This is a genomic window from Nonomuraea zeae, from assembly GCF_005889725.1.
Taxonomy (GTDB): domain Bacteria; phylum Actinomycetota; class Actinomycetes; order Streptosporangiales; family Streptosporangiaceae; genus Nonomuraea; species Nonomuraea zeae.
Genome location: NZ_VCKX01000032.1, coordinates 17,905 through 43,916, shown reverse-complemented (window position 1 = coordinate 43,916; position 26,012 = coordinate 17,905). Strand labels below are relative to the sequence as shown.

General features: G+C 67.2%; 16 protein-coding genes and 2 pseudogenes. 10 read left to right on the top strand and 8 right to left on the bottom strand.

Going from position 1 to position 26,012, the window contains the following annotated elements; genetic code table 11:
- Positions 1 to 92: 92 nt before the first annotated feature.
- Both ETD85_RS65710 and ETD85_RS13415 read left to right on the top strand, forming a co-directional pair.
- A complete protein-coding gene (locus ETD85_RS65710; RefSeq protein ID WP_240779132.1) occupies positions 93 to 773 on the top strand; it encodes an MSCRAMM family protein in 681 nt (226 codons plus the stop codon).
- A 109-nt stretch (positions 774 to 882) separates the two neighbouring features.
- Positions 883 to 1,737, top strand: coding sequence for a YceI family protein (locus ETD85_RS13415; protein ID WP_138690006.1), 855 nt, complete (start codon positions 883 to 885; stop codon positions 1,735 to 1,737).
- A 114-nt stretch (positions 1,738 to 1,851) separates the two neighbouring features.
- Here ETD85_RS13415 and prfH read toward each other — a convergent pair whose 3' ends face one another.
- From prfH to ETD85_RS13400, 3 genes are all read right to left on the bottom strand, one after another.
- Entirely contained in the window at positions 1,852 to 2,517 is a 666-nt protein-coding gene (gene prfH / locus ETD85_RS13410) for a peptide chain release factor H (RefSeq protein WP_240779131.1), read from the bottom strand.
- Positions 2,514 to 3,659 (bottom strand): RNA ligase RtcB family protein, encoded by a 1,146-nt coding sequence (locus tag ETD85_RS13405; RefSeq protein WP_138690005.1) that lies wholly within the window; start codon positions 3,657 to 3,659, stop codon positions 2,514 to 2,516. Before ETD85_RS13405 ends, prfH begins: the two co-directional genes overlap by 4 nt.
- Before the next feature lie 625 nt (positions 3,660 to 4,284).
- Positions 4,285 to 4,842, bottom strand: a complete 558-nt coding sequence (locus ETD85_RS13400; RefSeq protein ID WP_138690004.1) for a hypothetical protein — start codon at positions 4,840 to 4,842, stop codon at positions 4,285 to 4,287.
- Between the two features lie 124 nt (positions 4,843 to 4,966).
- On the opposite strand from ETD85_RS13400, the gene ETD85_RS65705 reads away from it, so the two are divergent.
- Positions 4,967 to 5,539 (top strand): TetR/AcrR family transcriptional regulator, encoded by a 573-nt coding sequence (locus ETD85_RS65705; protein ID WP_240779130.1) that lies wholly within the window; start codon positions 4,967 to 4,969, stop codon positions 5,537 to 5,539.
- Positions 5,540 to 5,645: 106 nt separating this feature from the next.
- Here ETD85_RS65705 and ETD85_RS13390 read toward each other — a convergent pair.
- Positions 5,646 to 8,150: pseudogene (locus ETD85_RS13390) on the bottom strand (DEAD/DEAH box helicase); the annotation flags it as partial.
- Between the two features lie 438 nt (positions 8,151 to 8,588).
- On the opposite strand from ETD85_RS13390, the pseudogene ETD85_RS67480 reads away from it, so the two are divergent.
- The 3 genes and pseudogenes from ETD85_RS67480 to ETD85_RS13385 form a co-directional block, all read left to right on the top strand.
- Positions 8,589 to 8,684, top strand: a pseudogene (locus ETD85_RS67480) (phosphorothioated DNA-binding restriction endonuclease); the annotation flags it as partial.
- A gap of 351 nt (positions 8,685 to 9,035) precedes the next feature.
- Positions 9,036 to 10,160, top strand: a complete 1,125-nt coding sequence (locus tag ETD85_RS63055) for a hypothetical protein (RefSeq protein WP_170246653.1) — start codon at positions 9,036 to 9,038, stop codon at positions 10,158 to 10,160.
- Positions 10,157 to 11,956 (top strand): ATP-binding protein, encoded by a 1,800-nt coding sequence (locus tag ETD85_RS13385; RefSeq protein WP_170246652.1) that lies wholly within the window; start codon positions 10,157 to 10,159, stop codon positions 11,954 to 11,956. The genes ETD85_RS63055 and ETD85_RS13385 overlap by 4 nt, the downstream gene beginning before the upstream one ends.
- Positions 11,957 to 12,006: 50 nt before the next feature.
- Here ETD85_RS13385 and ETD85_RS13380 read toward each other — a convergent pair whose 3' ends face one another.
- From ETD85_RS13380 to ETD85_RS13365, 3 genes are all read right to left on the bottom strand, one after another.
- The gene (locus ETD85_RS13380) at positions 12,007 to 12,603 is read right to left on the bottom strand and encodes a hypothetical protein (protein ID WP_138690000.1); all 597 of its coding nucleotides are present in this window, start codon (positions 12,601 to 12,603) and stop codon (positions 12,007 to 12,009) included.
- Positions 12,604 to 12,621: 18 nt separating this feature from the next.
- Complete coding sequence (locus ETD85_RS13375) at positions 12,622 to 12,852, bottom strand: hypothetical protein (protein ID WP_138689999.1); 231 nt, start codon at positions 12,850 to 12,852, stop codon at positions 12,622 to 12,624.
- 367 nt (positions 12,853 to 13,219) lie between these two features.
- The gene (locus tag ETD85_RS13365) at positions 13,220 to 13,609 is read right to left on the bottom strand and encodes an RNA-binding S4 domain-containing protein (RefSeq protein WP_240779129.1); all 390 of its coding nucleotides are present in this window, start codon (positions 13,607 to 13,609) and stop codon (positions 13,220 to 13,222) included.
- A gap of 414 nt (positions 13,610 to 14,023) precedes the next feature.
- On the opposite strand from ETD85_RS13365, the gene ETD85_RS13360 reads away from it, so the two are divergent.
- Positions 14,024 to 14,428: a hypothetical protein gene (locus tag ETD85_RS13360; RefSeq protein WP_138689997.1), complete on the top strand. Its 405-nt coding sequence runs from the start codon at positions 14,024 to 14,026 to the stop codon at positions 14,426 to 14,428.
- A 344-nt stretch (positions 14,429 to 14,772) separates the two neighbouring features.
- Here the strand turns inward: ETD85_RS13360 and ETD85_RS13355 are convergent, their stop codons facing one another.
- Positions 14,773 to 15,795 (bottom strand): hypothetical protein, encoded by a 1,023-nt coding sequence (locus tag ETD85_RS13355; RefSeq protein WP_138689996.1) that lies wholly within the window; start codon positions 15,793 to 15,795, stop codon positions 14,773 to 14,775.
- Positions 15,796 to 17,182: 1,387 nt separating this feature from the next.
- Between ETD85_RS13355 and ETD85_RS13350 the strand changes: the two genes are divergently transcribed.
- The 3 genes from ETD85_RS13350 (at position 17,183) to ETD85_RS13340 (ending at position 25,987) form a co-directional block, all read left to right on the top strand.
- On the top strand, positions 17,183 to 22,897 hold the full coding sequence (locus ETD85_RS13350; protein WP_138689995.1) for a LamG-like jellyroll fold domain-containing protein: 5,715 nt from the start codon (positions 17,183 to 17,185) through the stop codon (positions 22,895 to 22,897).
- A gap of 804 nt (positions 22,898 to 23,701) precedes the next feature.
- Positions 23,702 to 24,934 (top strand): ISAs1 family transposase, encoded by a 1,233-nt coding sequence (locus ETD85_RS13345; RefSeq protein WP_138689994.1) that lies wholly within the window; start codon positions 23,702 to 23,704, stop codon positions 24,932 to 24,934.
- An 840-nt stretch (positions 24,935 to 25,774) separates the two neighbouring features.
- Positions 25,775 to 25,987 (top strand): hypothetical protein, encoded by a 213-nt coding sequence (locus ETD85_RS13340; protein WP_138689993.1) that lies wholly within the window; start codon positions 25,775 to 25,777, stop codon positions 25,985 to 25,987.
- Positions 25,988 to 26,012 lie beyond the last annotated feature (25 nt).

The following is a 26,012-nucleotide window of genomic DNA, read 5'->3' as shown; positions in this document are numbered from 1 at the left end:
CGGCCCGGGCGGAGGGCGCGGTCGAGATCCGCGGCTTCGTCAGCGGCGACGACGGCCAGGCGGTCGGCCACGCGACGCTGACCCTGATCGACATGCGCGGCCACCAGCTCGGCCGGGCCGTGAGCCTGGCCGACGGCGGCTACAGCATCTGGACGCCGGGCACCGGCACCTACGTCCTGATCGCGTCGGCCGCCCACCGCGATCCGCAGGTGGCCACGCTCGTCGTGGGTGACCAGCCGCTCGACTTCAACCTGATCCTCGCCGGATCGAGCAAGCTCACCGGCACCGTACGCGACCTGGAGGGCAAGCCGGTGCCCGGCGCGGTGCTCGTGCTCACCGACGTCCGCGGTGAGGTGCTGTCCACGAGCACGACCGACACGGACGGCGCGTACTCCTTCTCCGGAATGACCGCGGGCACCTACACGCTCGCGGTCAGCGCCGACTCCTACCGCCCGACCGCCGTCTTCGTCGAGGCCCACGGCACCGGCCAGACCCGGCAGGACGTCGAGCTGCGGCCGGGCACCCGGATCCGGGGCACCGTACGGGTCCGCGAAGGAGCCCCGCTGGCCGACGCCCGGGTGACGCTGCTGGACGCGGCCGGGAACGTGGTCGGCACCACGACGACGGCGGACGACGGCGCGTACGCCTTCGCCGACCTGACCGGCGGCCAGTACACCCTCATCGCCACCGGCTACCCGCCCGTCGCCGACACCGTGACCATCAACGGCCGGGACGACGACGACCGCGATCTGTGGCTGGCCCACAAGGACTGACCGTCCCAGATTCCCGGACGAAGGCCTGCTCCGGACGTACGAGCAGGCCGGATCTCGAACGAAGCACTGCTCCGGACGTACGAGCAGGGGGAGAGCAGGAGCACGCACCATGGACACCAGCCAGCACAGGCAGCAGGACCTCGCGACCGGTCGGCGGGGCCTGCGTGCCGCGGTCCGCACGAAGGACGGATGGGCCGTGCAGCACGCGGTCGTCACGGTGACGGACACGTCCGGGCAGCAGGTCGCGCGGGCGGAGGCCGATGCCGACGGCATCGTGTCGAGCCGCCCGCTGCCGCCCGGCGTGTACACGGCCGTCGCCACCGCGATCGGCTACGCGCCGGTCGCGCTGACGGCGATCGTGACCGCCTCCGGCGTGGCCGAGCTGGGCACCGTGGTGCTGGCCAGGCAGGGCGGCGACGACCTGCCGCCGCCCGGCCCCTGGACGCTCGACCCGGCCCACTGCACGATCGCCGCGACCGCCCAGCACCTCGGGCTCAGCACCGTACGCGGGCGGTTCCGGCAGTTCGCCGGGCGGATCCAGATCGGCACGACCCCGGAGGACTCGGCCGTGGCCGCCGACATCGCCGCCGCCTCGATCGACACGGGCAACGCCACCAGGGACGACCACCTGCGCTCGGCCGACTTCCTGAGCGTGGCCTCGTACCCGATGATCTCCTACCGCGGCACCGGGCTCAGCCCCGCGGGCCCCGACCGGTGGACGGTCCACGGAACGCTGACCCTCGCCGGGGTGTCGCGGCCCGTGGACCTCGACCTGGCCTACCTCGGCACCGGCCCGGACCCGTGGGGCGGCCTGCGGGCGGCGTTCCACGCCGAGACCGAGCTGCGGCGCGAGGACTTCGCGATGACGTACAACCAGGTGGTGCGGGCCGGGGTCAACCTGGTCGGGGCGACGGTGAAGGTCGAGCTGGACATCCAGGCCGTACAGGGAACCTCTCTCCCATAGCCCGACGTAGCGCGTTCAGGTCGTGGGCCGCACCACGAGGGCAGATCCGAGACCCGGCCAGGGCATCCGACCGGGCGGCGGAAGGGCCTGGCGCAGCGCGGAGCACCGCCCGTTTCACCCGCTTCGCGAACCCCCGCGACCTTGTGGCGACCGAGCCGGGCGTTCGACGCGGGTGGGGTTGCCGCGTACGAGCTCGTCGTGGACATGCCAGCGGGCGGTGGTGACGGCGCGTTCCGCCGCGTCGTCGCCGTGTTCGATGCGCTCGCGCAACAACCGCATGGCGATGCCGCGATTGAGGCTGAACTGCCGCTCGGTGTCGACCACGACCACGATCCCCGTGGGCCGGTGCGTCGCCCGTACGGCAGTGCTGGCCTTGTTGCGATGCTGGCCGCCGGGGCCACCGGTGCGGCAGGCGACGACATCGACGTCCGCTTCCGCGAACGCGGTGCGCGGAGTGTCCACCTGGCACGGCCGGGCGATGACGTACCAGTTCTTCCGCCCGGCACTGGCCCGGTAGGGGCTGGGCGCCTGCCAGCACAGGGTTCCGCTCCACGAGGCGGCGAACGCCTCGGGGCCCGCGCCCGCGATCCGGACGAGGACCGAGCGATAGGTCCCGGGCCGGTCACCGGGAACGGTCTCGATCCGTTCGGTGCGCAGCTTCTGCCGGGTGGCGTCCGCCTCCAGGCGGCGCAGCAGCTCGGCCAGGGCCCAGGCACACTCCTGCGGGCCGCGCCCGGCCGACAGAAGCAGGTGAACGCTCAGATCCGGGTGGGCGCTCATGCCCGCCCCCGCCTGCGGCGGTCCCTCTGGGGCGCCGACCCGAGGTCGGGCGTCTTGTAGGTGACCAGCGGGATCGTGGTGGCCACTGGCGTGGCCAGGTCGTGCTCGACCAGATCGGCGATCACCTGCTCGATGCGCTTGTACGCCGTGGGCGCCTCCTCGAACAACAGCTGGCGGTCGCCGCACACGACCAGCGACCCCACCGGCGTACGGCGCAATTCCTCGACCGTGTGCTTGGCCCGCCCCCGGCGCAGCGCGTCCGCCCGCGACATCTTGCGGCCAGCGCCGTGCGCCACGGAATGCCCGGCGTCCGGCCCGGCATGGGCGGCCACGAGGTAGGAAGGGGTGCCGCGCGTGCCGGCGATGAGCACGTCGCGGCCGTCCCCCGGCGCGGCACCCTTGCGGTGCAGGTAGCTCCCGTCGCGGACCTCGACCAGGTTGTGGCACTGGTCGACGATCGGCTCGGCGGGCTCGAACCCCAGGGCGCAGGCGACCCGGGCGGCCAGCAGCCGCCGGTTGAGCGATCCCCAGCGTACGGCGTCGTCATGCATCGCCAGATAAGCGCCGGGATCGGGGGCGGGGCCCGCGCCGTGGACCTCGGTGTGCGCCCGCAGGATCCGTTCGCCCAGCCCTCGGGAGCCGCTGTGCACGATGAGAACCAGGTCCCCGGAGTCGAGCCCGAGACGGCCGGCGTGGCCCGGCTCAAGAACGGTCCCGATCCGGGCCAGCTCGACGAAGTGGTTGCCCCGGCCGACCGTTCCGAGACCCTCGACGTGACCGGCGGGAATGTCGCTCTTCACCACATCCCAGGCGGGATCACCGGCATCCCGTTCGGGGTCCAGCGCGCGATCGAGATCGGGGAACCGGGCGGCGAGCTTCTCGGGCACGGCGCGCTTGAGCTTGACGGGGAACACGGCGATGCCGCACCCGATGTCGGAGCCCACCAGGAACGGGTACAGAACGGTCGAAGTCATGGCGGCGCCGATGGGGGCGCCCTTGCCGGGGTGCAGGTCCGGCATGCCGGCAACGTGCGTCATACCGTCGAGGGCGGCGACCTGATGGCACTGCGCGACGGCATCGGACTCGATCCAGCTCGTGGGCGAGGCGAACACCGTGACGGTGGCCGAGAGTTGCTGAGACAAAGAGGCTCTCTTCGCTGAACGGCGGCGCGGATGGGCGGCATCGCGGCGCGAATCGGCGCCGTGGCTTCTCGAACTAGCGGGGTGTCGTCGTCAGAGCCTCATGAACACAACGATCTCCGAGCCCCGCCACGCGAGGCAACCGATTTTCGGCCGTACCGGCGGCGGGCGGATGGCAACGGCCGGGGTGGCGGATGCATGCCGGCAATGTGCTGCTCCGCGCGGGTCGCGGGCGGTAGGGCGACGGCGAGGAGCCTGACCGGGAGACGTTGCTGGCAGTGATTTTGCGCGCGCTGAAGGCGGCTGGCGCGAGTGAGCGGCGTGCCCGACGATTGGTCGGATTGGAGGCAACAACAGCTGGCTGCGACGACTTCGGACCTCACCATGCTGGACCTCCTCGCGCAAGCGGGACGCACAAAACGCATCAGGCGGATGGCGTGCGCGCGGCCGACTTTCCAGGCGCTGCCTCGTACCCGGTGATTGTTCATCGCGGACACCGGGCCCCGACCGGTGGACCCCCCTCTACGGAACGGCGACCCTTGCCGGGGTGTCGCGGCCCGTGGACCTCGACCTGGCCTGCCTGCCCGGTCGTGCGCTGCCGCTGGTGGTCGAGTGCGGCGGACGGGGCTCAGGTGCTCTTCGCCGTGCGGTGCAGGCGGAGGGCGGAAATGAGGAAGAAGACGCCGCCGATGGTCGCGTACCCGGCGAGGGTGGTGAGCGACGCGGTCGGCGTGCCGGCCTGGAGGATGAACGTCGTCCCGGCGAGCGTGGAGATCGCCCCGCTGAGGATCATCGGCCACTGGCCGCCGAGCCTGCGGCGGTTGACGGCCACGATGAGCTGCACGATCCCGGCGGTGATCGCCCAGGCGCCCCAGACGCGAAGCGCTCCGGCCACGCCCGAGGCGGCCGTGACGGCCAGGCCGATGGCGGCGAGCAGGCTGAGAGCCAGGTTCACGTACAGGGCCGTGGTGGGGCGCGCGGTCTTGGAGGTGCGTAGATCGACGATGGCCGCGGCGACGTCGAACAGCGGGTAGATCACGAGCAGTGCCACGCTGACCGGACCCGAGCCCGGCCCGGTCAGGAACAGCAGGATCGCCCAGACGACGGCGAATCCGAAGCGCACCACGTAGAGGTTCCGCAACGCCGCGGCGGTGGGCCTGGCGTTCGTGTCGATGGCGATGGTCATTCTCTGTCCTTATTCTCGCACGTCAGCTAGGTAGAATGACTAGTAACTCTACCAACGCTGACGTTAGCCCCGCGGCGAGGTCCGGCGCAAGGGGAGAGGAGGAGGGACGCGTATGATCTCGAACATGAACAGCCCCATGCGCGAGCGACTGCTTGAGGCGGCGAGCGAGCTGTTCTACGCGCACGGGCTGCGCGCGGTGAGCGTCGACAAGGTCATCGACCTCGCCGGCACGACGAAGGTGACGTTCTACCGGCACTTCAAGAGCAAGGACGACCTGGTCGTCGCCTACCTCGAACGCCGCGCCGCGCTGGAGCGGGACGGCATCGGCGAGGCGATCAAGCAGGGCGACGGCGACGTCCATGTCACGCTGCGGGTGATCTCCGAGGCGATCGGGATCATCGCCTGCGCGCCCGGCTTCCGCGGCTGTCCCTTCATCAACGCCGCCGCCGAACACCCTGACCCCGACAGCCCGATCCGCAAGGCGGTCGACGCGCATCGCCGCTGGAACAGGACGACGTTCGAGCAGCTCATCGCCCCGCTCGGCATCACGAACGCCGCAGAGGTCGCCGACGACCTCATGCTGATCCGCGATGGCGCCATGGTCGCCGGCTACCTCGACCAGCCGGCGAACGTCGCGGCCTCGTTCCTGCGCAGCAGCCAGGCCGTGATCGGTGCCGGCGATTCGAGCCGGGGCTGAGCGCGCTGCCTTCGACCGCGTCACTCGACGCGGCTGGATCGGATCCCCCGGGGCCGTCTGAAGGGGACATGGTTGCGAGCAGGTGGACCGTGGACTCGCCAGTCACATAGCGGCGGGCGGTCGCGGCCGACGAGCGCAGGGTGCTCTGCGACTCCCACTGGAACAGGTCCCCGCTGATCGCCCTGTCGTGGTAAAGCGTGGTGGGGGAGTAGTGGTCCTCCGACTTGTCCACGGTGACGAAGAACAGGTCCGCCCGGTGTTCCTGCACGTGTTTGACGCCTTCCCGCATGTGCGCGGGCCGGTCGATGCCGAAGGCGGCCAGCACCTCGTTCTTGCTGTAGCGGGCGTGCACGTGCAAGGGCACGACGGGGTCCAGCGGCGAGGCCACGTGACGCAGTCCCGAGCGGAGCACGTCCGCCAGCTCTCCCAGCTCCGCCGCGCGGGCGCCGGTGAGGCGGGCGAGCCGGGCCTCCATCCCGGAGACGGGCTCGGTGCCGCCCCACAACATCGCGTCCAGCATGGCCAGCAGTCGCAGCTCGCGCGGCGACCGCGGCACCCGCCCGGAAAGCACATCGGTCAGGAAGGTGAGCCGCTCGACGTCATCGATGTGCAGCATGCGGCCGAAGGCCCGGCCGAGCGCTTCGTCGGCAGGGGCGGCGTCGAGGCCGGCGGCGTGCCTGAGGGAGGCCCAGCCCTGGCGGCGCCGGTACAGGTCCTCCACGTCCAACGCGGTCTCCCGCAGGAACGTGGACAGGTCGACATCGCCGAGGTCGCGCAGCTCGCGTGCCAGGTCCCGCCAGTTCAGGCTGAGAGCCTGCCGGACGTTGTCGAGGACGAGCCGGCGTACGTCCCGGTCCAGGTCGATCACGCAGCCGGCGGGCAGTGTCGGGAACCCCTGCTCGATCTCCCGCGCGATGCCGGTACGGCTCGCGCCGGTGAGCGCCCGGTAGCGCCGGTCGAAGCGGAACTGCTTGTGCTGATGGCCGACGAAGTCGAGCACGGTCAGGCACGGCTTGTCGTCGGCCAGCCGCAACCCACGCCCGAGCTGCTGCAGGAAGACGGTGGCGCTGTCGGTGGGCCGCAGGAACAGCACGGTGTCGATCTCCGGGACGTCGACGCCCTCGTTGAAGAGGTCGACGGTGAACACGGCGTTGATCTTTCGGTCTCGCAGGTCGCGTAGCGCCTGGTCGCGCTCGTCACGCAAGCTGTGCGCGGTGACGGCGACGGAGGGGAGCCCGGCCCGGGTGAAGCGGTCGGCCATGAAACGGGCGTGCTCGATGCTCACGCAGAAGCCGAGGGCCCGCATCCGCCCGACATCGCCGATCTTGCGGTGCAAGGTCTCCAGGACCACGGCGGCGCGGCGGTCGTTGCCGGTGTAGACGTTGGAGAGCTGGCCGACGTCATAGCCCTGGCCCCGGCGCCAGCCGATCTGGCGGAGGTCGGTGCCGTCGTGAACGCCGAAGTACTGGAACGGGGCCAGCAGCCCGCGCTCCAGCGCCTCCCACAGGCGCAGCTCGGCGGCGATGCGGCCGTCGAACCAGTGCTTGATGTCCTGGCCGTCGGCGCGTTCCGGGGTCGCGGTGAGGCCGAGGAGCACCTGGGGCCGCACTCCGGCGAGCAGGCTGCGGTAGGTGGTGGCCTCGGCATGGTGGAACTCGTCCACGATCACCATGTCGAACCGGTTCGGCGCCTGCAGCGGGTTGTGGTGCAGGGTCTGGATCGAGGCGAACACGTGCCGCCATTGCTCGGGGCGGGTGCCGTCGACGTACAGCTCGCCGAACGTCTCGTCCCGCAGCACCTGCCGGAAGGTGAGCAGGCTCTGCCGCAGGATCTCCTTGCGGTGGGCGACGAACAGCACCGACTCCGCCTGCCCGGCCGCGCGCAGGCGCCGGTAGTCGAGCGCGGCGACGACGGTCTTGCCGGTGCCGGTGGCCATGACGACGAGGTTGTGCCACCGGTCGTGGATCTGCCGTTCGGCGTCGAGCTCGTCGAGGATCTCGCGCTGGTAGGAGTACGGGCGGACGTCCATGTGTGCGAAGTCGAGCACGACCGGCCGGCCGCCCGTCCGCTCGGCGGACAGGGCGCGGTCGAGCCGCTCGGCGTCTCGCGCCGGATCGTAGGGCTCGAACGACGGATCGCCCCAGTAGTCGTCGAACGTGGCGGCGAACGTGTCGATCAGGTGCGGCTGTTCGGCCTGGGCGAGGCGGACGTTCCACTCCAGTCCGTGGCTGAGGGCGGTGCGCGACAGGTTGGAGGAGCCCACATAGGCGGTGGACAGGCCGTTGCCCCGGTGGAACAGCCACGCCTTGGCGTGCAGCCTGGTCGTCCGGGTGTCGTAGGAGACGCGGATCTCGGCGCCCATGGCCGCCAGCCGGTCCAGAGCGAGGCGGTCGGTGGCACCGATGTAGGTGGTGGTCACCACCCTCAGCCGGCCGCCGCGCCGTATGAACTCCTCGATCGCCTCGGCCAGTACCCGCACGCCGTTCCACTTCACGAACGCGCACAGCAGATCGACGTGGCCGGCGGAGGCCAGCTCGCGCTTGAGCTCATGGCCGATCTCCGGCTGTCCGCGGCCGTTGACCAGCAACGCGCTTCCGGTGAGGGGGATCACCGGCCGCGCGGGGAAGTGCACGCGCCCGCCCTCGTCCCGGCCCCTGGCGATGCCCAGCAGCTCATCTGCGGCCTCAACGAGCTCTTCGGGCGCGGCGGCCTCGGGCACCAGCTCACCGATCAAGTCGGCGACCCGGTTCACGATCTCCACCTGCCGGGCCAGCCGTACCGTGTCGCTCTCACCCCGCACAGAGCGCAGCGCCCGGCGAGTGAGCGCGGCCAGGTGCCGGGCCAGTGTCTCGTGAGAGTCGGCGAGATCCAACGACCGCCGGTCGATCAGCTCGCGATCGGACACCGCACGCAGGAGGGCGTCCACCTCGCGAGTGATCAGATGCTGGTAGACACCAGGCTGAAGATCGCTCACCTCGGCGACTATAGGGCGCGGCCGACTACCACGAAACACTTATGCCGAGGTCGGAAGATCGCCCTACGCTGGCCGATCGTCGACCGGATCGAGCGGGTCACCGAGAGCCGGCGCTGGACCAGGGGCGGTGAGCGCGCCCTGCACAAGCCGTTCCCCTTCCTTCTGGCGGTCGCCTCCGTAATGGGTCAGCCAGGCGGACGACGACGAACGCACCTCCCAACTCGCGCTCGTCAACGGCCATGAGATCAGCGTCGAGGTGAGCTCCGGATTTGAGGAGCTACAACAGGGCGACTGCCCCGCCGCGGAGTCCGAATTTGTCGACCCCGAATGGGTGAGCTTAAGCACCCATGCCTGCAACGGTGTCACAGGAAGCCGAAGTCGCTCGGCCTGGCGATTGTTCCCGAGCTGCTCCGCCGACGGCGACCGGGTCTTTATAAGACCTGGATCTCTGTCGGTCCCGTGGTTACTCTGCAGCAGAGTGTGGTGATCGGTTGCGAAGCGTCATCGGAGGCTGGAGGTCCAGTGGAACGGCCTGACGCGCACAGCCTTGCTGACATTCTGTCGGTTGCGCCATGGATGGAGTTCGAAACGTATTTCGACCGCCTGAGGGAGCGGGTGGACGCGGCCGTTCTGGCCTCACATGGACGGCGGGAGCAGCTTCGCCAGGAGATATTGGCGGAAAATCCAGATTTGAGTTCTCAAATCCGCCGCCCGACGCCCGAGAAGATGCAGTGGGCCAAAAATCTTCTGGGTTCGGGAATCGTCGCCGCCTCCGACGGGACGGTGGCCGCCGTACCGCTCCTGAGCGGCACGAAAGTCCAGATCGGGGTGGTGGTCGTCACCAACACCGGCGAGTCTGTCGGCCTCGTGACGAGGGTTTTCGAGCACGAGCTGACCACGTCCGGAGATTCGGCCAGGGAGTTTTTCGGCAACCTGCGGAAGGTGCACGGCACCTCGAATCTGGCCAGCCAGGCGCTCATGCTGTTCGGCGAACGCAAGATCCTGCTCGCGCAGGAGGCCGACTGGCGGATGATCCACGGCGAGCTGATTCCCTTCCAGCTTCGTACGGGCGTGGGCCATCCGAGAGAGAACCTGCCGGCTGTTTTCGACCTCGTCCGCCAATACGTCAAGGACCAATGCTTCATCGCGGTCAGCGAGAGCCCCGAGGATCTCGACGTGCTGAACGCCGGCATCGTCCTGGAGCCCGGTGAGTTCATCGAGCTGCGCACGCTCGCCGACGACCTCACCGGTTTCCTTGACGGTGACGAAAACGCAGGAACGATCAAGGCCAATTTCCACAAACTCGACCGGGCGACGTTCAGGGCCTTCATCGCGGAGGTGGGGCCGGAAGTCACCATCCTGCTGATAAAGGCCGGGCATCGTCCGTTCATCCTGGAATGCCACCGGGACCGGGCCGAGGAGGCCGCGGCGCTCTTTCTTGCCGACGCGCTCTGGACACGAGGCCTGCCGGACAGCGGCGCGCCCGCGACCGCCCGCGGCTTCCCTTTCCATATCGACCTCGCCGACAACGTGGCCCGCACCATGTTCAAGGGTGGGGAGTTTCGCGCTTTCATCGAAACTCGGTTGCTGGAGCTCGGGGTCGAGCACGGGCTCACCGATCTGGACCCACGGAGGACACGAGGATGAGCTCGGATATCCAGGTCGAAGCCGAGGCCGACGAACCGCTGGAAGAGCCGGAAGAGCCAGACGTACCTGTCGATTCCGAGATCGACCGGGAGATCCCCGCCGAAGACCTCGAGGCCGCGGAAGCCAGCCTCGCCCGTTCCCTGATCACGCTCGGCTTCGTCGCCTTCGACGGGCCGGGAACGGACAACACGAGCAGCGGTGTCATGGTGTCGGAACAGCTGCGCCGCCATTTCCGGCGAGACGCGTACGTGGGCGTCAACGACACCGAACAAGGCATCACCTTCCTGGGACGCGTCGTCGAAGGCCCCTTCCACAGCCCGCACGAGATCGGCCCCGATTCGGCCATCAGCCGCACCACGCTGCTCCACCCTGAACGCACCCAGTTCCGGCCCGCGTACTACGCCGCCGGCACGATCGAGATTCTCGGCGAAGTGACCCCTTCGGAGAACGTGCTGCCCACCTCGACCCGCCCTCGGCCGTACTCCCGGGTGTTCATCTATCCCAGCGACCGGTTGCGCCGGATGCTCGGCATCGAAGGTGACATGCAACTGGGCTCATTGCTCGGCTACGACGACGTCCGGGTCGAGGCGGCCTCGGCGAACAAGGGCTTCCTGCCGCGCAATGCCGGCATCTTCGGCACCGTGGGCTCGGGCAAGTCCAACACCACTCAGGTGCTGATGGAAGAGGCCCTGCGCGCCGGGTGGGCGGTCGTCGCCATCGACGTCGAGGGCGAGTACGTCCGCATGGACCAGGGAAACGACGAGCCCCACCTCGCACGCCTGCTGGAGGAACACTTCGAGGAACGGCTTCCGCGCGGCATCCCGGATTTCCGCGTGTACGTGCCGAACGCCGGCATGACGGACGCGCCCGACCCGCTCCCCTTCAAGGTGCCGATCGCCGACGTACCCGAGGAAATCGTCGCGGACATCCTCGACCTCAGCGAACCCCAGGTGAGGATGTGGGGAGCCATCACGGCCCAGGCCCGGCGCAACGCGGAGCGGGTTTCCCGGCCGAGCAGGATGGGCACTCTCGCCGCCCCCACGCCGCCTCCGCCCGACCGCCCGTACAACCTCAGCGACCTGATCGACGGGTTGCAGGAGGACACCACCACGGGCAGCATGCCCCTGTTCCCAGGGCGGCCCGGCATGGCGGAGAAGGCCACCGCCTCAACGCTGAGGAACAAGCTGTACAAGCTCGGCAGGTCCGAGATGCTCGACTGGATGCCCACAAGGAACACCCCGTACCTGGATGTGGACGAGCTGCTCGTGGAGCGGCGACTGAGCGTCTTCGATGTGAGCGAGACCAACGACACCGCTCGCAACATCGCCATCTCATTCCTGCTGCAGGCGCTGTTCGACAGGGTGATCGCGGTGGCTCGCGACGAACCGATCGGCAAGGACGGCCGGCCGCGGCCGCCGGTGCTGGTGGTGATCGAGGAGGTGCACACGTTCGTCTCGCGGGCCAGTGCGGGCAGGATGCGAGCGGTGCTGGATCAGTTGCAGGTCATCAGCCGCCGCGGCCGCAAGCGGTGGATGGGCCTGGCGCTGGTGTCGCAGCAGCCCGGGCACGTGCCGGAGGAGTTGTTCGAGCTGGCGAACACCCGGTTCATCCATCAGCTCAAGTCGGCCGGCAACCTCGCGCCCGTACGTGCCACCACGGGGGGCGTGCACGAGGCGCTGTGGTCGACGGTTCCCGCGCTGGGGCAGGGCCAATGCCTGCTGACGGGCTCGGTGTTCCGCAACCCGGTCTTCGTGCAGATGCGTCCGGCGCGTTCTCGGCGCATGCACACGGCATGACGACGCTGGGCCCCTGCTTCTCCCGCGCTGACCTCTCCGCTGCCCGGCGGCTATGGGCAGATGGGGTGATTCATGAACCGGTGTATTTGGACGGGCGTGCGAACTTCGACGGCGTGAGGAGGAATCTCCGCCTCTTTGAACGTGAGCGCTGAGGAGGGACAGCTGGGGCGGCGGCCGCCGAGCTGCACCTGGGCGGTGTCCACGTGCCACGCGCTCGCGCGCAGGGACAGCGAGTCCACGAGCCACAACTGGTAGTCCTCGCGGTTTTCGTCCAGGTGGGTGATGTAGCCCGTAAGTACGGTTCGCGCGACCGTCTCGGCCGTCTCAGCGAGGGTGATCCCATTGGAGCGCTCGCTGGGAGCTGGGTGCCAGCCTTTGGCGTGCCGGTCGGTGTATTCGACGAGGTAGGCGAATCGGTCGGTAGCCTCGGGTACGTCCCGATCGATGAGCTGTTCGGCGGCCTGCGCCGAGAGCCGAGCCCAGTCGGCGATGCTGGCGTACAGCGCCGCCTGTCGTCTGGTTTGCGGGGCGTTGTCGTCGTGGGTGGAGGTCTCGTCCACGTGCGGCATGTTGAGCAGGGCCGCCACCTGGTGAAGCCGGCGGGGAGGGACCAGGCGGTTCCGAGCGTCGGTGAGATCGTTCGTCACGGCCTTCAGTGTGGGGGGTCACAGAACGTCCGGTGCGAAGAAGATGAAAAGATCTTCCATGGCTGTGCGGTGATGCTGGTTCGGCGGCACCGCAGACAGCGACAGCACCGGCATGGCCTGGTGGAAGTCGATGATCACCCAGATTGCCGAGTCGGACCACGAACCGGCCAGGATCGCCGCGACGGCGGCGTCATCGGCGGGCCGGGCGCGCAGCCGCCGAGCGGCCTCGGCCATGGTGATCCCGGCCATGCACGCGGGAGCTGGGCCCTCCTGCTCGACTTCGCCCAGCGCAGAGAACAGGCGCTGCGCCTACGCTCCTGCTGCGGCCTCGGCGGGGGACAAGCCCGGTGACCCGCCGGGAGTGGGAACAGGCCAGGCTCGGGGCCGGCGAGAGCGAGTCGTCCTGGAGACCAGCCGACCCTCATCGGACGCCATGGGTCCGCCCCGGGCCGCGACCAGTCCGTATGCCCATCGCCGCCCACCACATAAATCCCTTCGGCAGTGCGAGCGGCTGACCAGCGTCGGAGGCTTACGGCGGCGGACCGGCACAACGTCGGCGGTGCTGCTCCGCAGGCCGGTCACCTCCGCACATCCACCTCGATGAGATCGTGCTCGATCACTCCGGGCGCGCTCGACCGCCCCGCTGTCCCTCTACCGCTGGACGAGCGAGCAGCTTGTCGATGCTGCGACGTTCGCGTTTGGTGGGACGCCCCGCGCCACGAGCCCGGACGGCCACCGTAACGGTCTCCTCGCGAGGAGGGGGCGGAGGGCTCTTGTCGACGTAGCACTCGGCGGCGACGGTAGCGGCGACGCGCTTGGTGATGGCGCGGGAGACGACCACGATGCGTTCGCGTCCCTCATGCCGCAGCCGGACCTCGTCGCCGACCCGTACGGCGTGCGCGGGCTTGACCCGCACCCCGTTGACCCGGACGTGACCGCCCCGGCAGGCGTCGGACGCGATCGAACGAGTCTTGGTGAGCCGTACCGACCATATCCAGCTGTCCACTCGCACACTCAGCTGCTCACCTGCCACTCCGACACTGTACTGAGAACGCCGCGCCGCCGGCATCCAGGCCTTGCCTGGCCAAGGGCAAGAGGCCGCCGAAACCCTCAATGGCGACGGCGGGGGAGGGACGGTCTTCGGATTGTAAGCATGTGGTCGGCACGATCAACGGCGGCGTTGGTCGCATACGCGGCCGGTCTTAGCGGGTTGTCGGCAGCTTGGATTGCTCGGAATCAGGGTCTGCCCTGGAGAGCGCCTAAAGATCATCTGCTGCATTACCCTGATCATGGTCTTGCGGTTGCATACGGGCACCGTTCGCTGCACCCGCTTTAGGAGTCAGGCGGACCAGCGGGTCATCGTCCCAGGCCCGAGCGGTGCAGGTGTTCGTCGAGGAAGCAGAGCGTGCACGCATTTGGCATGATCAAGGCTCTGTTCCTGCAGGCCGGGTTCCATGTCGCGTGGTCGGCGGTGGCGGGGCTCGGGGTGGGGCTGCTGTTGCGGTGGCGCGGTCCATCACGGCTGCTCGGGCTTCTGCCGGTGGCGCTGGTGTGTGGTGCGCACGCCGCGCACAACTTCAGCGTGGCGAGCCGGACGGACAGTGTTGCTGGGGAGGTGCTGGCGGGGCCGTTCGTCGCGGTTGAGCCGCTGCTCGGGTTGTGGCCGTTGCTGGCGTTGGTGTTCGCGGTCTGGTCTGACGGCCGGGTGTTGCGGCGGGGGAAGAGGGCTGATGCTGGCCTGCTGTTGCCTGGTGAGCGTCCTGGCGGGATGTCGGCCCTGCTGGTGGTGGGCAGGTACGCGCTGATCGCCCGGCCGATCGCGTAAGAACCGCTGGGTTACGGTTCTTACGCGAGGACTGGGCGAGACTGGTCACTTGTGCCAGGTGATCTGGTAGCCGCTGTTCGCCTGTCTGGGTCCGGTCGGTGAGGAGACCGAGAGTATTGGATCGTTCCGGTAGTGCTGAGCTGGTGCACGAATCGCTTGCCGAATGGGGAGCCGACCCAGGGGAGCCCGACATAGGGGACTGGACCGCCATGGGCCGACTCCACAAGCTGCTGATCACTCGTGACGTTCTGGGGTCTGGCGAGTGAAAGCTTCTTCCTGCAACCAGGCGGCCTCTGCGACGCCGCCGTCACGCGGCGTATGTGCCCAGGTTGGAGGCCTGGCGTTTACGAGAACGGGTCCATGTACGGGCGGTCTTTCACCCGGTCGTGGATGCGGCGTAACCACGGCTGCCGAACCGCCGTCAGCCGCTTTAGCGTGCTGAGGAACACCCGCCCGTCGGGACGGAAAAGAGTATGCGGCAGCAGCGGGGGTGGATCGTCACGGCGAACGCCGGCAGGCATCCCGTACGCCGTCGGCACGCCCCGCCGATCATCGTTGAAGGCCATGTACATCCATACGTCCGCGGCCAGTGGCACCACCGCTCCTGCGTCGCACGGCCATATCTCACCGGTTTGCGGATGCCGCGGCACCAGGGCGATGTCGGTGATGGCGGCGGGTAGGCCGGGCCCGGCCAGGACGAGGTGTCGTTCCGGTGGCCCTGGAGGGAGCAGGCTGTCGATCGTTCGGCGAAATGCCTCGGCGACAGACCCCTCGGGGACGGACACCCGCTTACCATCCGAGACCGCCAGCAGGTGCGCCAGTGCCACCGCGACCGCGGCCTCCCACAGCGGGCTCCAGAAACCAGGCTGGTCAACGGGCGGCGTGCTGGACAACTTCTCCCAATCCATCACCCGCTGGACGGGGCCATCGACGGCGACGGGGCGCACGGCGTCCGGCTCCAGCCAGACCACCTGCCAGAACCCGCAGTCATCGACGCGGGTGGCCACCGGACAGCCGCACTTCGCGCACGCCAAGTTGGGACCGTACTGGCCGTCCCAGCCGCAACAGCAGCCGCCCAACCGCTCCGGGATGAAGACGGTTCCGCGGACGTCGCCCGGCGCGATCGCGATCCTGTTCGGAGGTCCAGTGATGCAGTACGTCAGTAGCCGGACGCCATGCTCTTCCGGCTCGGGCTTCAATGGTTGCCAAGTCCGGCCGTCTCCAGGGTCCACCGCGTACGTTCCCGGCTCCAGAAGACCGGGGAGCAGGCCATGGCCGTACTGCTGGCCAGAGTGGTCGGGAAGCGCCACCCGCGTCACCCGCGCGGTCACCACGGCGGCGCATCCTGCACAGGCGAAAACGACCAAGCAGCCTCCTTCGTCGGAACGATGCGATCATGGTGGCGCAAATCCCGCCTTGTGCGGAAGCGTTCACGATCTCGCGGCAACCGCCGGCTCACCGAGATAGGTGACTGCGCCGCGGACGCTCTGAGACACCTTCCTGCGTCAACGGCCCGCATTCGATGCTGGCTCCGCTTCGCGCGGATGCGTCCGGCGCGTTCCCGACGCATGCTCACGGCGTGACGAAGCTGGGCTCAGTTCTTCTCCAGCCGCTGTCAGGACCAGCTCGGCGGCGTTCTTCCTGGCGGCGGGGAAAGCGGCGGAGGATAGGGCCGGTGAGGTAGTTGCGGGGAGAGTCGCGCATCAAGATCGATGCGAGCATGCCTGTTCACTGTCGTGGGTCGCAACGAACTCATCGGCAAGGACGCTCGGATTTACTCACGTATTTGGCACGATCAGCGGCTGTGTTCATCCCGCGTCTGGCGGGCGTAGCGGTTGCCGGAGGCCGGTATGGCTCAGAATTAGGGTCTGACCTGGGGAAACGCCATCAAGATCATCCCGTGTATATCCCCTGATCATGGCTTACGGCTGCATGCGGGCACCGTCGGTTGCCTATCAAGGGCCGCCAAGCAAAGACCTGCGGCTGAGAAACCGCAGGTCAGGGGCCTGAAATGCCGATCCAGGTGAGTGCCCTCGGCAGGATTCGAACCTGCGGCACCCGCTTTAGGAGAGCTCCAGCAACAGCGAGTCCAGTTTCTCTACTAATGGGACAATATGTAGGTGCTCCTCGACATGTGTTGAGCTCTTCGGCGTGGGCCTGCTGAGGATCAGCTCATCATGGGTGTTGCGCCTGGTCAGAGCCACATTTGTGGAAGGAGGACCGCAAGGCGTTCCCGCTGTTCACATGCGGGTGCCTGTATGCGAGTAGTGCTGCGCAGTCCTCCACCGACGCGACCGGGGGCTGGGGCTGGCCGCGTGCTATTACAGCATCACTCTCGGTGGCGTGGCCTTACGCCAAGTCGCGGTCCGTATCATCTGCGCCATCCCATGTGGACGCTGGCTTGCCTGCCCGCCTGTCGCCGTCTGGCCCGCGACTACGAACGGGACCTGAAGGTCTCTGAGTCCGTCATCCGCTGGGCTGCCATCGCCGGCATGGCCGCCGTCTCACCCATAGGGGTCCGCTAGGTGACAGGCCAAAATCGTCTGCGACTGGCGAAGATCATCCATGTCAGATACTCGCCGACACAGCTTCGCAAGGCTATGAGCTGGTCGATTGTGATCCGGCGGGCGCAGGTCCACGCCGGCCTGTGATCACGGAGCATCCCGTTCCCGATACTGAAAAGGATCTTTACTTTTAGTTTCGCCTTATGTGATGATCAGGGCCGTTTTGCTACTTTCGTTCGAAAGGTTGTGCATGAACGCACGCCGATTAGCTCCCGGCTTATCCCCCCGAACGCGCCGCCGCAGCGCTCTGATCGCGGCCCTGGCACTGCCGCTCTCGCTCATGAGCGCGCCCGCGATCGCCCAGGGCCCCACGCCACCCCCTGCCGCGGCATCCAAGACAACAGCCGGCACCACGGAACCAACACTCAAAGCGGCCTGGGACCAGGCAGCCAAGACTGGCAAACCCGTCGAGGTCCCCACCCACTCCACCGAGACCATGAAGGTCTGGGCCAACCCCGACGGCAAGAACATGCGAGCCGAGCTGCACACCCGGCCCGTCCAGCTCAAGAACGCGGCCAGCGGCGCCTGGGAACCCATCGACACGCGCATCGTCGCCCGCGACGGCAAGCTGCAGGCCACCCGGGTCAAGACCCCGCTCACCTTCGGCGGGCGCGGCGCCAAGCAACTGGTGTCCGCCCCTGGGAAGCACGGCGAGATCGGCTTGGGCGTGACCCGCGCGCTCCCGGAACCCAAGGTCTCCGGCAACGCGATCACCTACCCCGACGCCGTAGCACCCGGAGCGGACCTGGTGGTCCTGGCCCAGGCCGACGGCTTCATCTCCCAGGTCGTCTTCCGACAGCGGCCGACCGCCCCCGTCACCGTACGGCTGCCGCTCACCCTGCCTGAGGGCACCACCTTCGGAAAGACACCGCAGGGACTGCCGCAGCTCAAGGACACCAAGGGCAAGGCCAAGGCCGCGCCGATCGTGCTGACCGCGACGGACGCCAAGGTCGAGGCCGCCCCCGACCAGGGCAGAACCCACCCGGTCAAGGCGCAGGTCGAGACCACCGGGAAGACCTCGGAGCTCGTGTTCACCCCGGACGAGAAGTTCCTGGCCGATCCGGCGGTGACCTACCCGGTGACCGTCGCCGCGTCCTCCACCTGGTTCGGCGGCGGCGCCCCCGACGACGCCTGGATCAGCAAGAACGACCCCTACAACAACAACTCCGCAGCCGGGTACCTCCGGGCGGGCACCACCTCCACCAGCGCCGACATCGCCCGTGTGTACCTCAAGTTCAACACCAGCGACCCGGTGCTGCAGGGCGCCACCGTCAACGACGCCGACCTGCGGATATGGAACTACAAGTCCGGCGGACCCAACGGACAGCTGTGCGGGGAGATCATGGGCACGGGCATCCGGGCCGCGCGCGTCACCGGCGAATGGACCCTGGACGGCACGATCGACAGCCTGGACTGGTACAACCAGCCCTCCAGCACGGCCCCGGAGACGGTGAACCAGGCCGGCTACAACTACGACGCCGACCCCGCGACCTGGTGCGCCAAGGACGAGGAGCTCTTCTACGAGGTCACCGCCATGACCCGCGCCTGGATCGACCAAACGGAGCCCAACCACGGCATCGTGCTGAAGGCGGCCAGCGAGACCGCCGCGATCAACTGGCGCCAGTACTACTCCAGTCAGTTCGGCGGCGGCAGCCCTTACCCCGGCTACCGTCACCCACCCGCACTCATCATCGACTACACGCCCGCGCAAGAAGAGATCGTCGCAATTTGGGGAATGTCTCCAGACAGCCCGACTGCAGACGTCCTGGAAGCTGCGACGTCGGCCGTCCCGGTGCAAGCTCCCCCAGCGGTTCCGCGTGAGCAGATGGACGCAGCTGCCCTTACTGGGGATGGTTATACCGAAACTAATCCGGAGGACATGGTTCTTCCGGAGGGGCTGACGCCTGAACAGATCGAAGAATTCTTGAACGGCCCGAGGCCTACAGAGCCGCCGGCGCCTCCATCGGTGGTGTCTACGTCGCCGGCTGATTCGCAGACGAACGTTGCCATCAATAAGCCGATCAAAGTAACGTTCAGCGAACCTGTTGTCGGCGGGGACATCGCCGTTACGAGCTCACAAGGTGCTTCTGTGGCGGGCAACGCAGCCCTGGAACCAGGTGATCAGACTCTGACCTTCACCCCGGATCAGTCTCTCGCCACAGACACCACCTACACGGCCACAGTGAGCGGGGCGAGGAATTACGAGAATGTGACCGTGCCGCAGTACACGTGGTCGTTCACCACGGGTGTCTCCAGCACCGACGCACCGATCGTGACCGGGACTGAGCCCAGCCGGGACGCTACCAACGTGTCAGTTGGCACCCCAGTCAAAGTAATCTTCGACAAGACCGTGTCTGAGGTCCAGCTCACGATCAAAGATCAATCAGACGCGATCGTGCAGGGCACGCTGACGGGCAGCAACGGCAACGCCGAGTGGACCTTCACGCCGGCCTCCCGGCTCGCCGCCCAGAAAACGTACCGGGTCGATGTCAGCGGCGCCAAGGACTCTTCAGGCAATGTCATGGCGCCCTATACCTGGTCGTTCACCACAGCCGCAGACACGTCACAGCCGATACCCGGGCTGGTGGCGGCCTACGGGATGAACGAAGGAACAGGCACGAGCGTGGCTGACTCCTCCGGCCGCAACAACGCCGGGGCGGCCGCCGCCACGTCATGGCAGAACGGCAAGTACGGCAAGGCACTGTCGTTCAACGGATCCTCCAGCATGGTCACGGTCGCGCACGCCGCGTCGCTGCGCCTGACGACCGGGATGACGCTGTCGGCCTGGGTCAACCCCACCACGGTGACCGGCACCGCCTGGCGAAGCGTGGTGACCAAGGAGTTGAGCGCCAGCGGGGCTTCCTATGCCGTCTATGCCGCCAACGGCGGCACAGTCCCGTCCGGCTGGGTGCAGACCGATCCTGAAAGCTCGGCGACCGCCGACGGACTCTCGCCGTTGCCGGTGAACAGCTGGAGCCACCTGGCGCTCACCTACGACGGCGCCGCGCTGCGGTTGTTCGTCAACGGCCAGCAGATCGACCAGACCTCGCTGAGTGGCAGCCTCTACGACGACGGCAGCCCGCTGCGGATCGGCGGCAACGTCGTCTGGAGTGAGTACTTCAGCGGCCTGATCGACGAGGTGCGCATCTACAACCGCGCCCAGACCGCCGCCGAGATCCAGACCGACATGACCACCCCGATCGGCGGGGCGGCGCCGCCTGACACCCAGGCGCCGACCGCGCCCGGCTCGCTTGCCGCGACCGGCGGTTCCGGAAGCGCCCAGCTCACCTGGACGGCCTCGACCGACAACGTCGGCGTCACCGGCTACCGTATCCACCGCTCCACAACGCCGGGCTTCACCCCGTCGGCCGCCAACCAGGTCGGCTCGGTCACCGCCACCACCTTCACCGACGGCGGCCTCACGGCGGGCACGTACTACTACCGGGTGCTGGCCACCGACGCGGCCGGCAACCTCAGCCCGTCCTCGAACGAGGTCTCGACCGCCGTCACCGCCGCGCCGGCGACCCCGGGCCTGGTGGCCGCGTACGGCATGAACGAAGGCTCGGGCACCACCGTCGGCGACTCCTCCGGGCAGCACAACACCGGAGCGGCCACCGACACCACCTGGGCCAACGGCAAGCACGGCAAGGCCCTGTCCTTCAACGGCACCTCCAGCTGGGTCACCGTCCCGCACGCCCAGTCGCTGCGCCTGGCGAACACACTGACGCTCTCGGCGTGGGTCCGGCCGGCGACCGTGGACGCCTGGCACACGGTGCTGATGAAAGAGAACGCCTCCGGCCCCGCCTACGGGATGTACGCGTCCTACGGCGGCGTTCCCCTGGGCTGGCTGAGCAACGCCACGACCTTCAAGTCGGTGGTCGGCGACGATCCGCTGCCGATCGACGAGTGGAGTCACCTGGCCGTCACCTACAACGGCACGATCGTCACCCTGTACCTGAACGGCACCCAGATCGACCAGACCCCGATGACCGGCAACCTCGCCGACGACGGCGGTGTCCTGCGCCTCGGCGGCAACAACATCTGGCTGGACGAGTTCTACAGCGGACTGATCGACGAGGTGCGCATCTACAACCGCGTCCAGACCGCGGCCGAGATCCAGGCCGACATGAACGCCCCCATCGGCGCCGCCGCGACGAGCACGGCAACGCAGCAACAGCGCCTCAACGCCGCTACGGATCCTGTTCCCGCGATCGACAGACTGACGGTGGACGGCGGCAGCACCGCGGACGGGGTCACCCTCGCCTCCACCCTCACCCCCCGCCTGACCACCTGGCTGTCCGCCGGGCGCGAGGGCGAGGCGAAGGTGGAAGTGGAGATCGCCGGCAAGCCCACCAAGTCAGCCAAGGCGGGCAAGGTGCGCACGGACCGGCGGCTGATCTGGTCGGGTGAGGCCACCGCCAAGCCCGGCGAGACCCGGGTGTCCCTGCAGGTCCCCGAGGGCAAGTTGCGGGACGGCGAGAAGGCGCGATGGCGAGCCCGCGCCACAGTCGACGGCGTTAACGGTCCCTGGACTGGCTGGCAACCCGTCAACGTTCGCGCCTCGAAAGGTGAGAGTCAGCCGACCACGCAGTCCTCAGCCACGTCTCCTAACCGCGCATCTACGTACTCGGCGAGCAATTTCAAGTACGACAGGATCAAGGACAACGACGACTGCAAGTCAAATGCGAGAAGCGCCTACGGATATCCTTCCGGCAGCAACGTGCTTCAGAACCCCAAGGGCTATGCAAGAAACCGGTTCTCGTGGTGCGCCACATACATGTCCGGATTGGTTCGCGTCAAGCGCAACAGATTCGGCGACGTCGTAAAGGACGCACAGGGTCGTCCGGCAACCACCGATGAGGTCTGGTTCCCGCAAATTCTGATCGGGCGCACCTATCAGGGAAGTCGGACCATAGAATTCGATCTCTGGGTGGACGAAGCGATTCATAACCCCTTCAAAGGTGACTACTTCAAGGGGAAGACGTTCTCCATCGGTATGATGGGGACCGGCTACCCCAACGGAAATGCCTGCCTTTCGGTCACCAGAGACGGCCTGAAAACGTCGTACATCGGAAACGAAGATTACTGGGACGACCGAACGGTGCACTTCAAGTTCGAGTCCTATGTCGACGCAGGATCGGCAGGGTCCAACAACCGCGAACTGATCGGAACCTGTACTACGAGGACCACCCTCCATCTCATCGGTCTCAACGACTATCAAGAAGGAATGGCTCCGCCGAAGCAAAGCATCCGATGCGATTCCGCCCACTATGTTGGATATGCGGAAGGATGCATCTTCGATCACGAGACACCCTCGATCGCTCTGAAGGAGAGCATTTACCCGAACGCATACTCGCACATCTCCTTGGCCTACTCCAACCCCAATGCCACTCATCCCAAGCCAACGGACCACGCGAACGCCTGGCCCACGAATGTTCCGGAAATCCGGAAGGACACTCCAAAAGTAATTCCGGGCTTCACAAAGGATAAATTCATTCACCGGCTCTACCAATATGAAGACGAACGCGTCCGAGACGGTAACCGCAATGCCCGTAACCGCGGCAGGTCGCAATCGGCATGCCGCTGGTCATACTTCCCCACGTGGAGCGGCGCGGGGCAAGCGCCATGGGTTACCGCTGGAAACGAATGCGACGAATTCCCGTTCGCTTCTACCTACGAAGGCTCGTGGGTATGGTGGCAGGAAAATCTTCCGAACGACGCAGGTAACTACCGGCCACGAGGCGTCAACTACTCGGTGAAACCCATCCCAGCCGCAGAGAACGGTGCATGGGGCGACAACCGTCAAGGCGGCATCCTGTATTACTATGCATACGATCGCATGCTGGATGGAGACGCCTTCTTCCTCCGCCTCTACAACAGGGCGGGCACGCGAATCAATCCCTAGTCCGACGCAACACAAAAACGTGATGCCCATCTAAATGCAGTGTGCTGCCTCCGCGGAGGCAGCACACTGCATCATTATTGGACGTATGGAGAATGAATGTCACAACTTGTTGATCGCCTCCACGAGGTCATCACGGTGGAGAGAAGCCAATTTCTGCTGAGAGATCAGGAGGGTACACTGGACGAGCCACCTGGTTGGCCTCGCCTGGAGGAGATCTCAGCACGTCTCAACCATGGCTCCTGGTTCGAGGCGACCTTGAACTGGGCAGTATTCCTGAGCAGTGCTCCGTGGCACGAAACCTCGGTCACCCTGGAATTATGGGATGGCCCCCCTCCCGACATCTCCGGCTCCTGGGAGAGAAGTAAGACCGCATCCTTCTACTCCAGTTCGGGTCTCGTCTACTTGAGTGAGCTGTTCGGCAGCGGGCCCCCGAGTGTCCTCATGGATCTGCGCAAAAATGCCAGCGATTGGGCGATCAAGGCAAATCGTCGTCCAGGAAGCGGCTGGAGCTGGCCAGATGAAGATGCTCCTCCACGAGGAGCTGAGGAGTGGCTTATACAGTTCTGGCCGTCGCAAGGCTTTGATTCCAGCCTCACTAAAGCCCCTCGTAGAACAGAGTAATCGCCAAGCATCCGAAAGAACCTCGAGACCCTGCCCAGGACACACATGTGATGCTCCAGCCTGTTGATCGGGGGGACAGGGCCGTTGCGTTCTCGGCTGGTGAGACTGCTGCACCCCTGAGCCGGGTGGGCAAGTAGGGCGCCCCGGTGCGGAGATGACGAACGCGACCCCTCATGATCGTCGGTGTCTAGCCAGTCGATCAAGAACAGGGGCCGCGTCCGCGTGCCATCATCCACGATCGAGGTGCTCTCTCGCCACCTGGAGCACGTCGCCCTCACCGACCCCACCTCCGACCTGCCAACCCTGGCCGAGGTGCTGGATGCCGTACCCGACCCACGTCACCGCCGGGGACGTCGCTACCGACTCGGCCCGCTGCTCGCGTTATCCCTGCTCGCCGTCCTCAGCGGAGCGACATCCCTGGCGAAGATCACCCGGTTCATCGCCGGATACGACCCGGACCTGCGCACCCAGCTCGGGCTCCCGGCCACCCCGCTGGCCACCAGCACCCTCGGACGGCTGCTGGCCCGCCTGGACGGCGATGCCTTCGACGCCGCGACCTGCGCCTACCTCTCCGCGATCACCCCCGGCCACCCGCCAGAAACGACCACCCAGACGATCACCGCCGCCAGTACAACCCTGCTCGGCCTAGCCGTGGACGGCAAGACCCTGCGCGGCAGCCGTACCGGCGACAGTGTCACTCACCTACTGGCCGCCGTCCGGCACGACACCCAGACCGTCCTGGCCCAGCGGCAGGTCGAAGCCAAGAGCAACGAGATTCCCGCCTTCACACCCCTGCTGTCCGGCCTGGACCTGTCCGCAATGGTCATCACCGCCGACGCCCTGCACACCCAAGCCGAGCACGCCCGGCAACTCGTCGCCGCCGGCGGCCACTTCCTGTTCATCGTCAAGGCCAACCAGCCCACGCTCCACCGCAGGCTCAAGGCGCTGCCCTGGCGCGAAACGGTCCTCAACGACCGCACCGACGAGCGCGGGCACGGCCGCCGCGAGATCCGCCGCATGAAGATCTGCACCACCCGACCCGGCCTGCCCTTTCCCCATGCCGCCCAGGCCATCCAGGTCAAACGCCGCCGCACCGACCTCAAGACCGGCAAGACCACCATCGTCACGATCTACGCCATCACCAGCCTGCCACCGGGCCGCGTCACTCATGCCCAGCTTGCCGCGCTGATCCGCGGGCACTGGAGCGTCGAGGCCCTGCACCACATCCGCGATGTCACCTATCGCGAAGACGCTTGCAAGGTCCGCACCGGCGCCGCGCCCCGGATCCTAGCCGGCCTGCGCAACCTGGCCATCGGCCTGACTCGCCTCATCGGCTGGACCAACATCACCGCCGCCACCGACCACTACCGCAGCCACCCTGCCGACGGCCTTCAGCTAATCGGTCTCACCACATGAGAACGCTTCGGCCCGGCCCTGCGCTCCCGAGTCGAGCCCCTGGAGTGATACCCCCGTTGCCGAGGAACCTTCCCGTCAGATCCGCAGATTTCGATCATGTATCCAACTGGTAAGTTGCGGAACTCATGTATGGCTTGGCGGTTGGGCAGGCTTTCCACGATTTGATGCCTGGAGCCTTCCAAGGGCCGTACTCCTTTGTTGCCATTGCCGAAGAGACGGATACTTTGCAGGTGACGACAACCCGATGCATGAAGCTCTTGTCACATACGGCCCAACCTTCGTCGGGGTTCGGGGCGTGGTCGACCCCCGTCCTACAGACTGGGTAAGCGTTTGCAGTGCTGGGGCTTACCAGTAGCCCCGTCCCTGCCGCTGTCAGGCCTAGCATGGTTATGGCCGCGACCTTTGCGAATATTCGCATGTGTTCTCCGTCCCGAGGCTTTGACTTTGGTGCTTCGACCTGAAATTGGAGCACACCCCGGTATATCTCGGGTATGTCGCCAACAACCCGTGGTGAGACCTCTCATCCTCATACCGATAGGACACCAGAAAGTTCACTGCGCTACGGCATCCAGCACCTCGGCCAGGGTTGGCAGGTCGGAGGTGGGGTCGGTGAGGGCGACGTGCTCCAGGTGGCGAGAGAGCACCTCGATCGTGGATGATGGCACGCGAACGCGGCCCCTGTTCTTGATCGACTGGCTAGACACCGACGATCATGAGGGGTCGCGTTCGTCATCTCCGCACCGGGGCGCCCTACTTGCCCACCCGGCTCAGGGGTGCAGCAGTCTCACCAGCCGAGAACGCAACGGCCCTGATCGGGGGGAAGCGTTGTGGTGTGCGGAGATGCTCCGCCTGGCCGGCGCCGGCCTGGTCAAAGCCCACGACGAATGGCGGGTCGCCGACCGCCGTTGCCTGCCCGAAAGCTCCATGGCCCTCGTCACGGCATCCAGCGCCAATCTCCAGGAGGTGGCGCACACCGAACTGACGACGGGCATAGTCAAACCAGCAGAGCCTCACGCGAGAGCCGAGCTGCACCACCAGCCACCCGCCCAGTAAGCGCTGAGCCGGCGGGCGTTCCAGG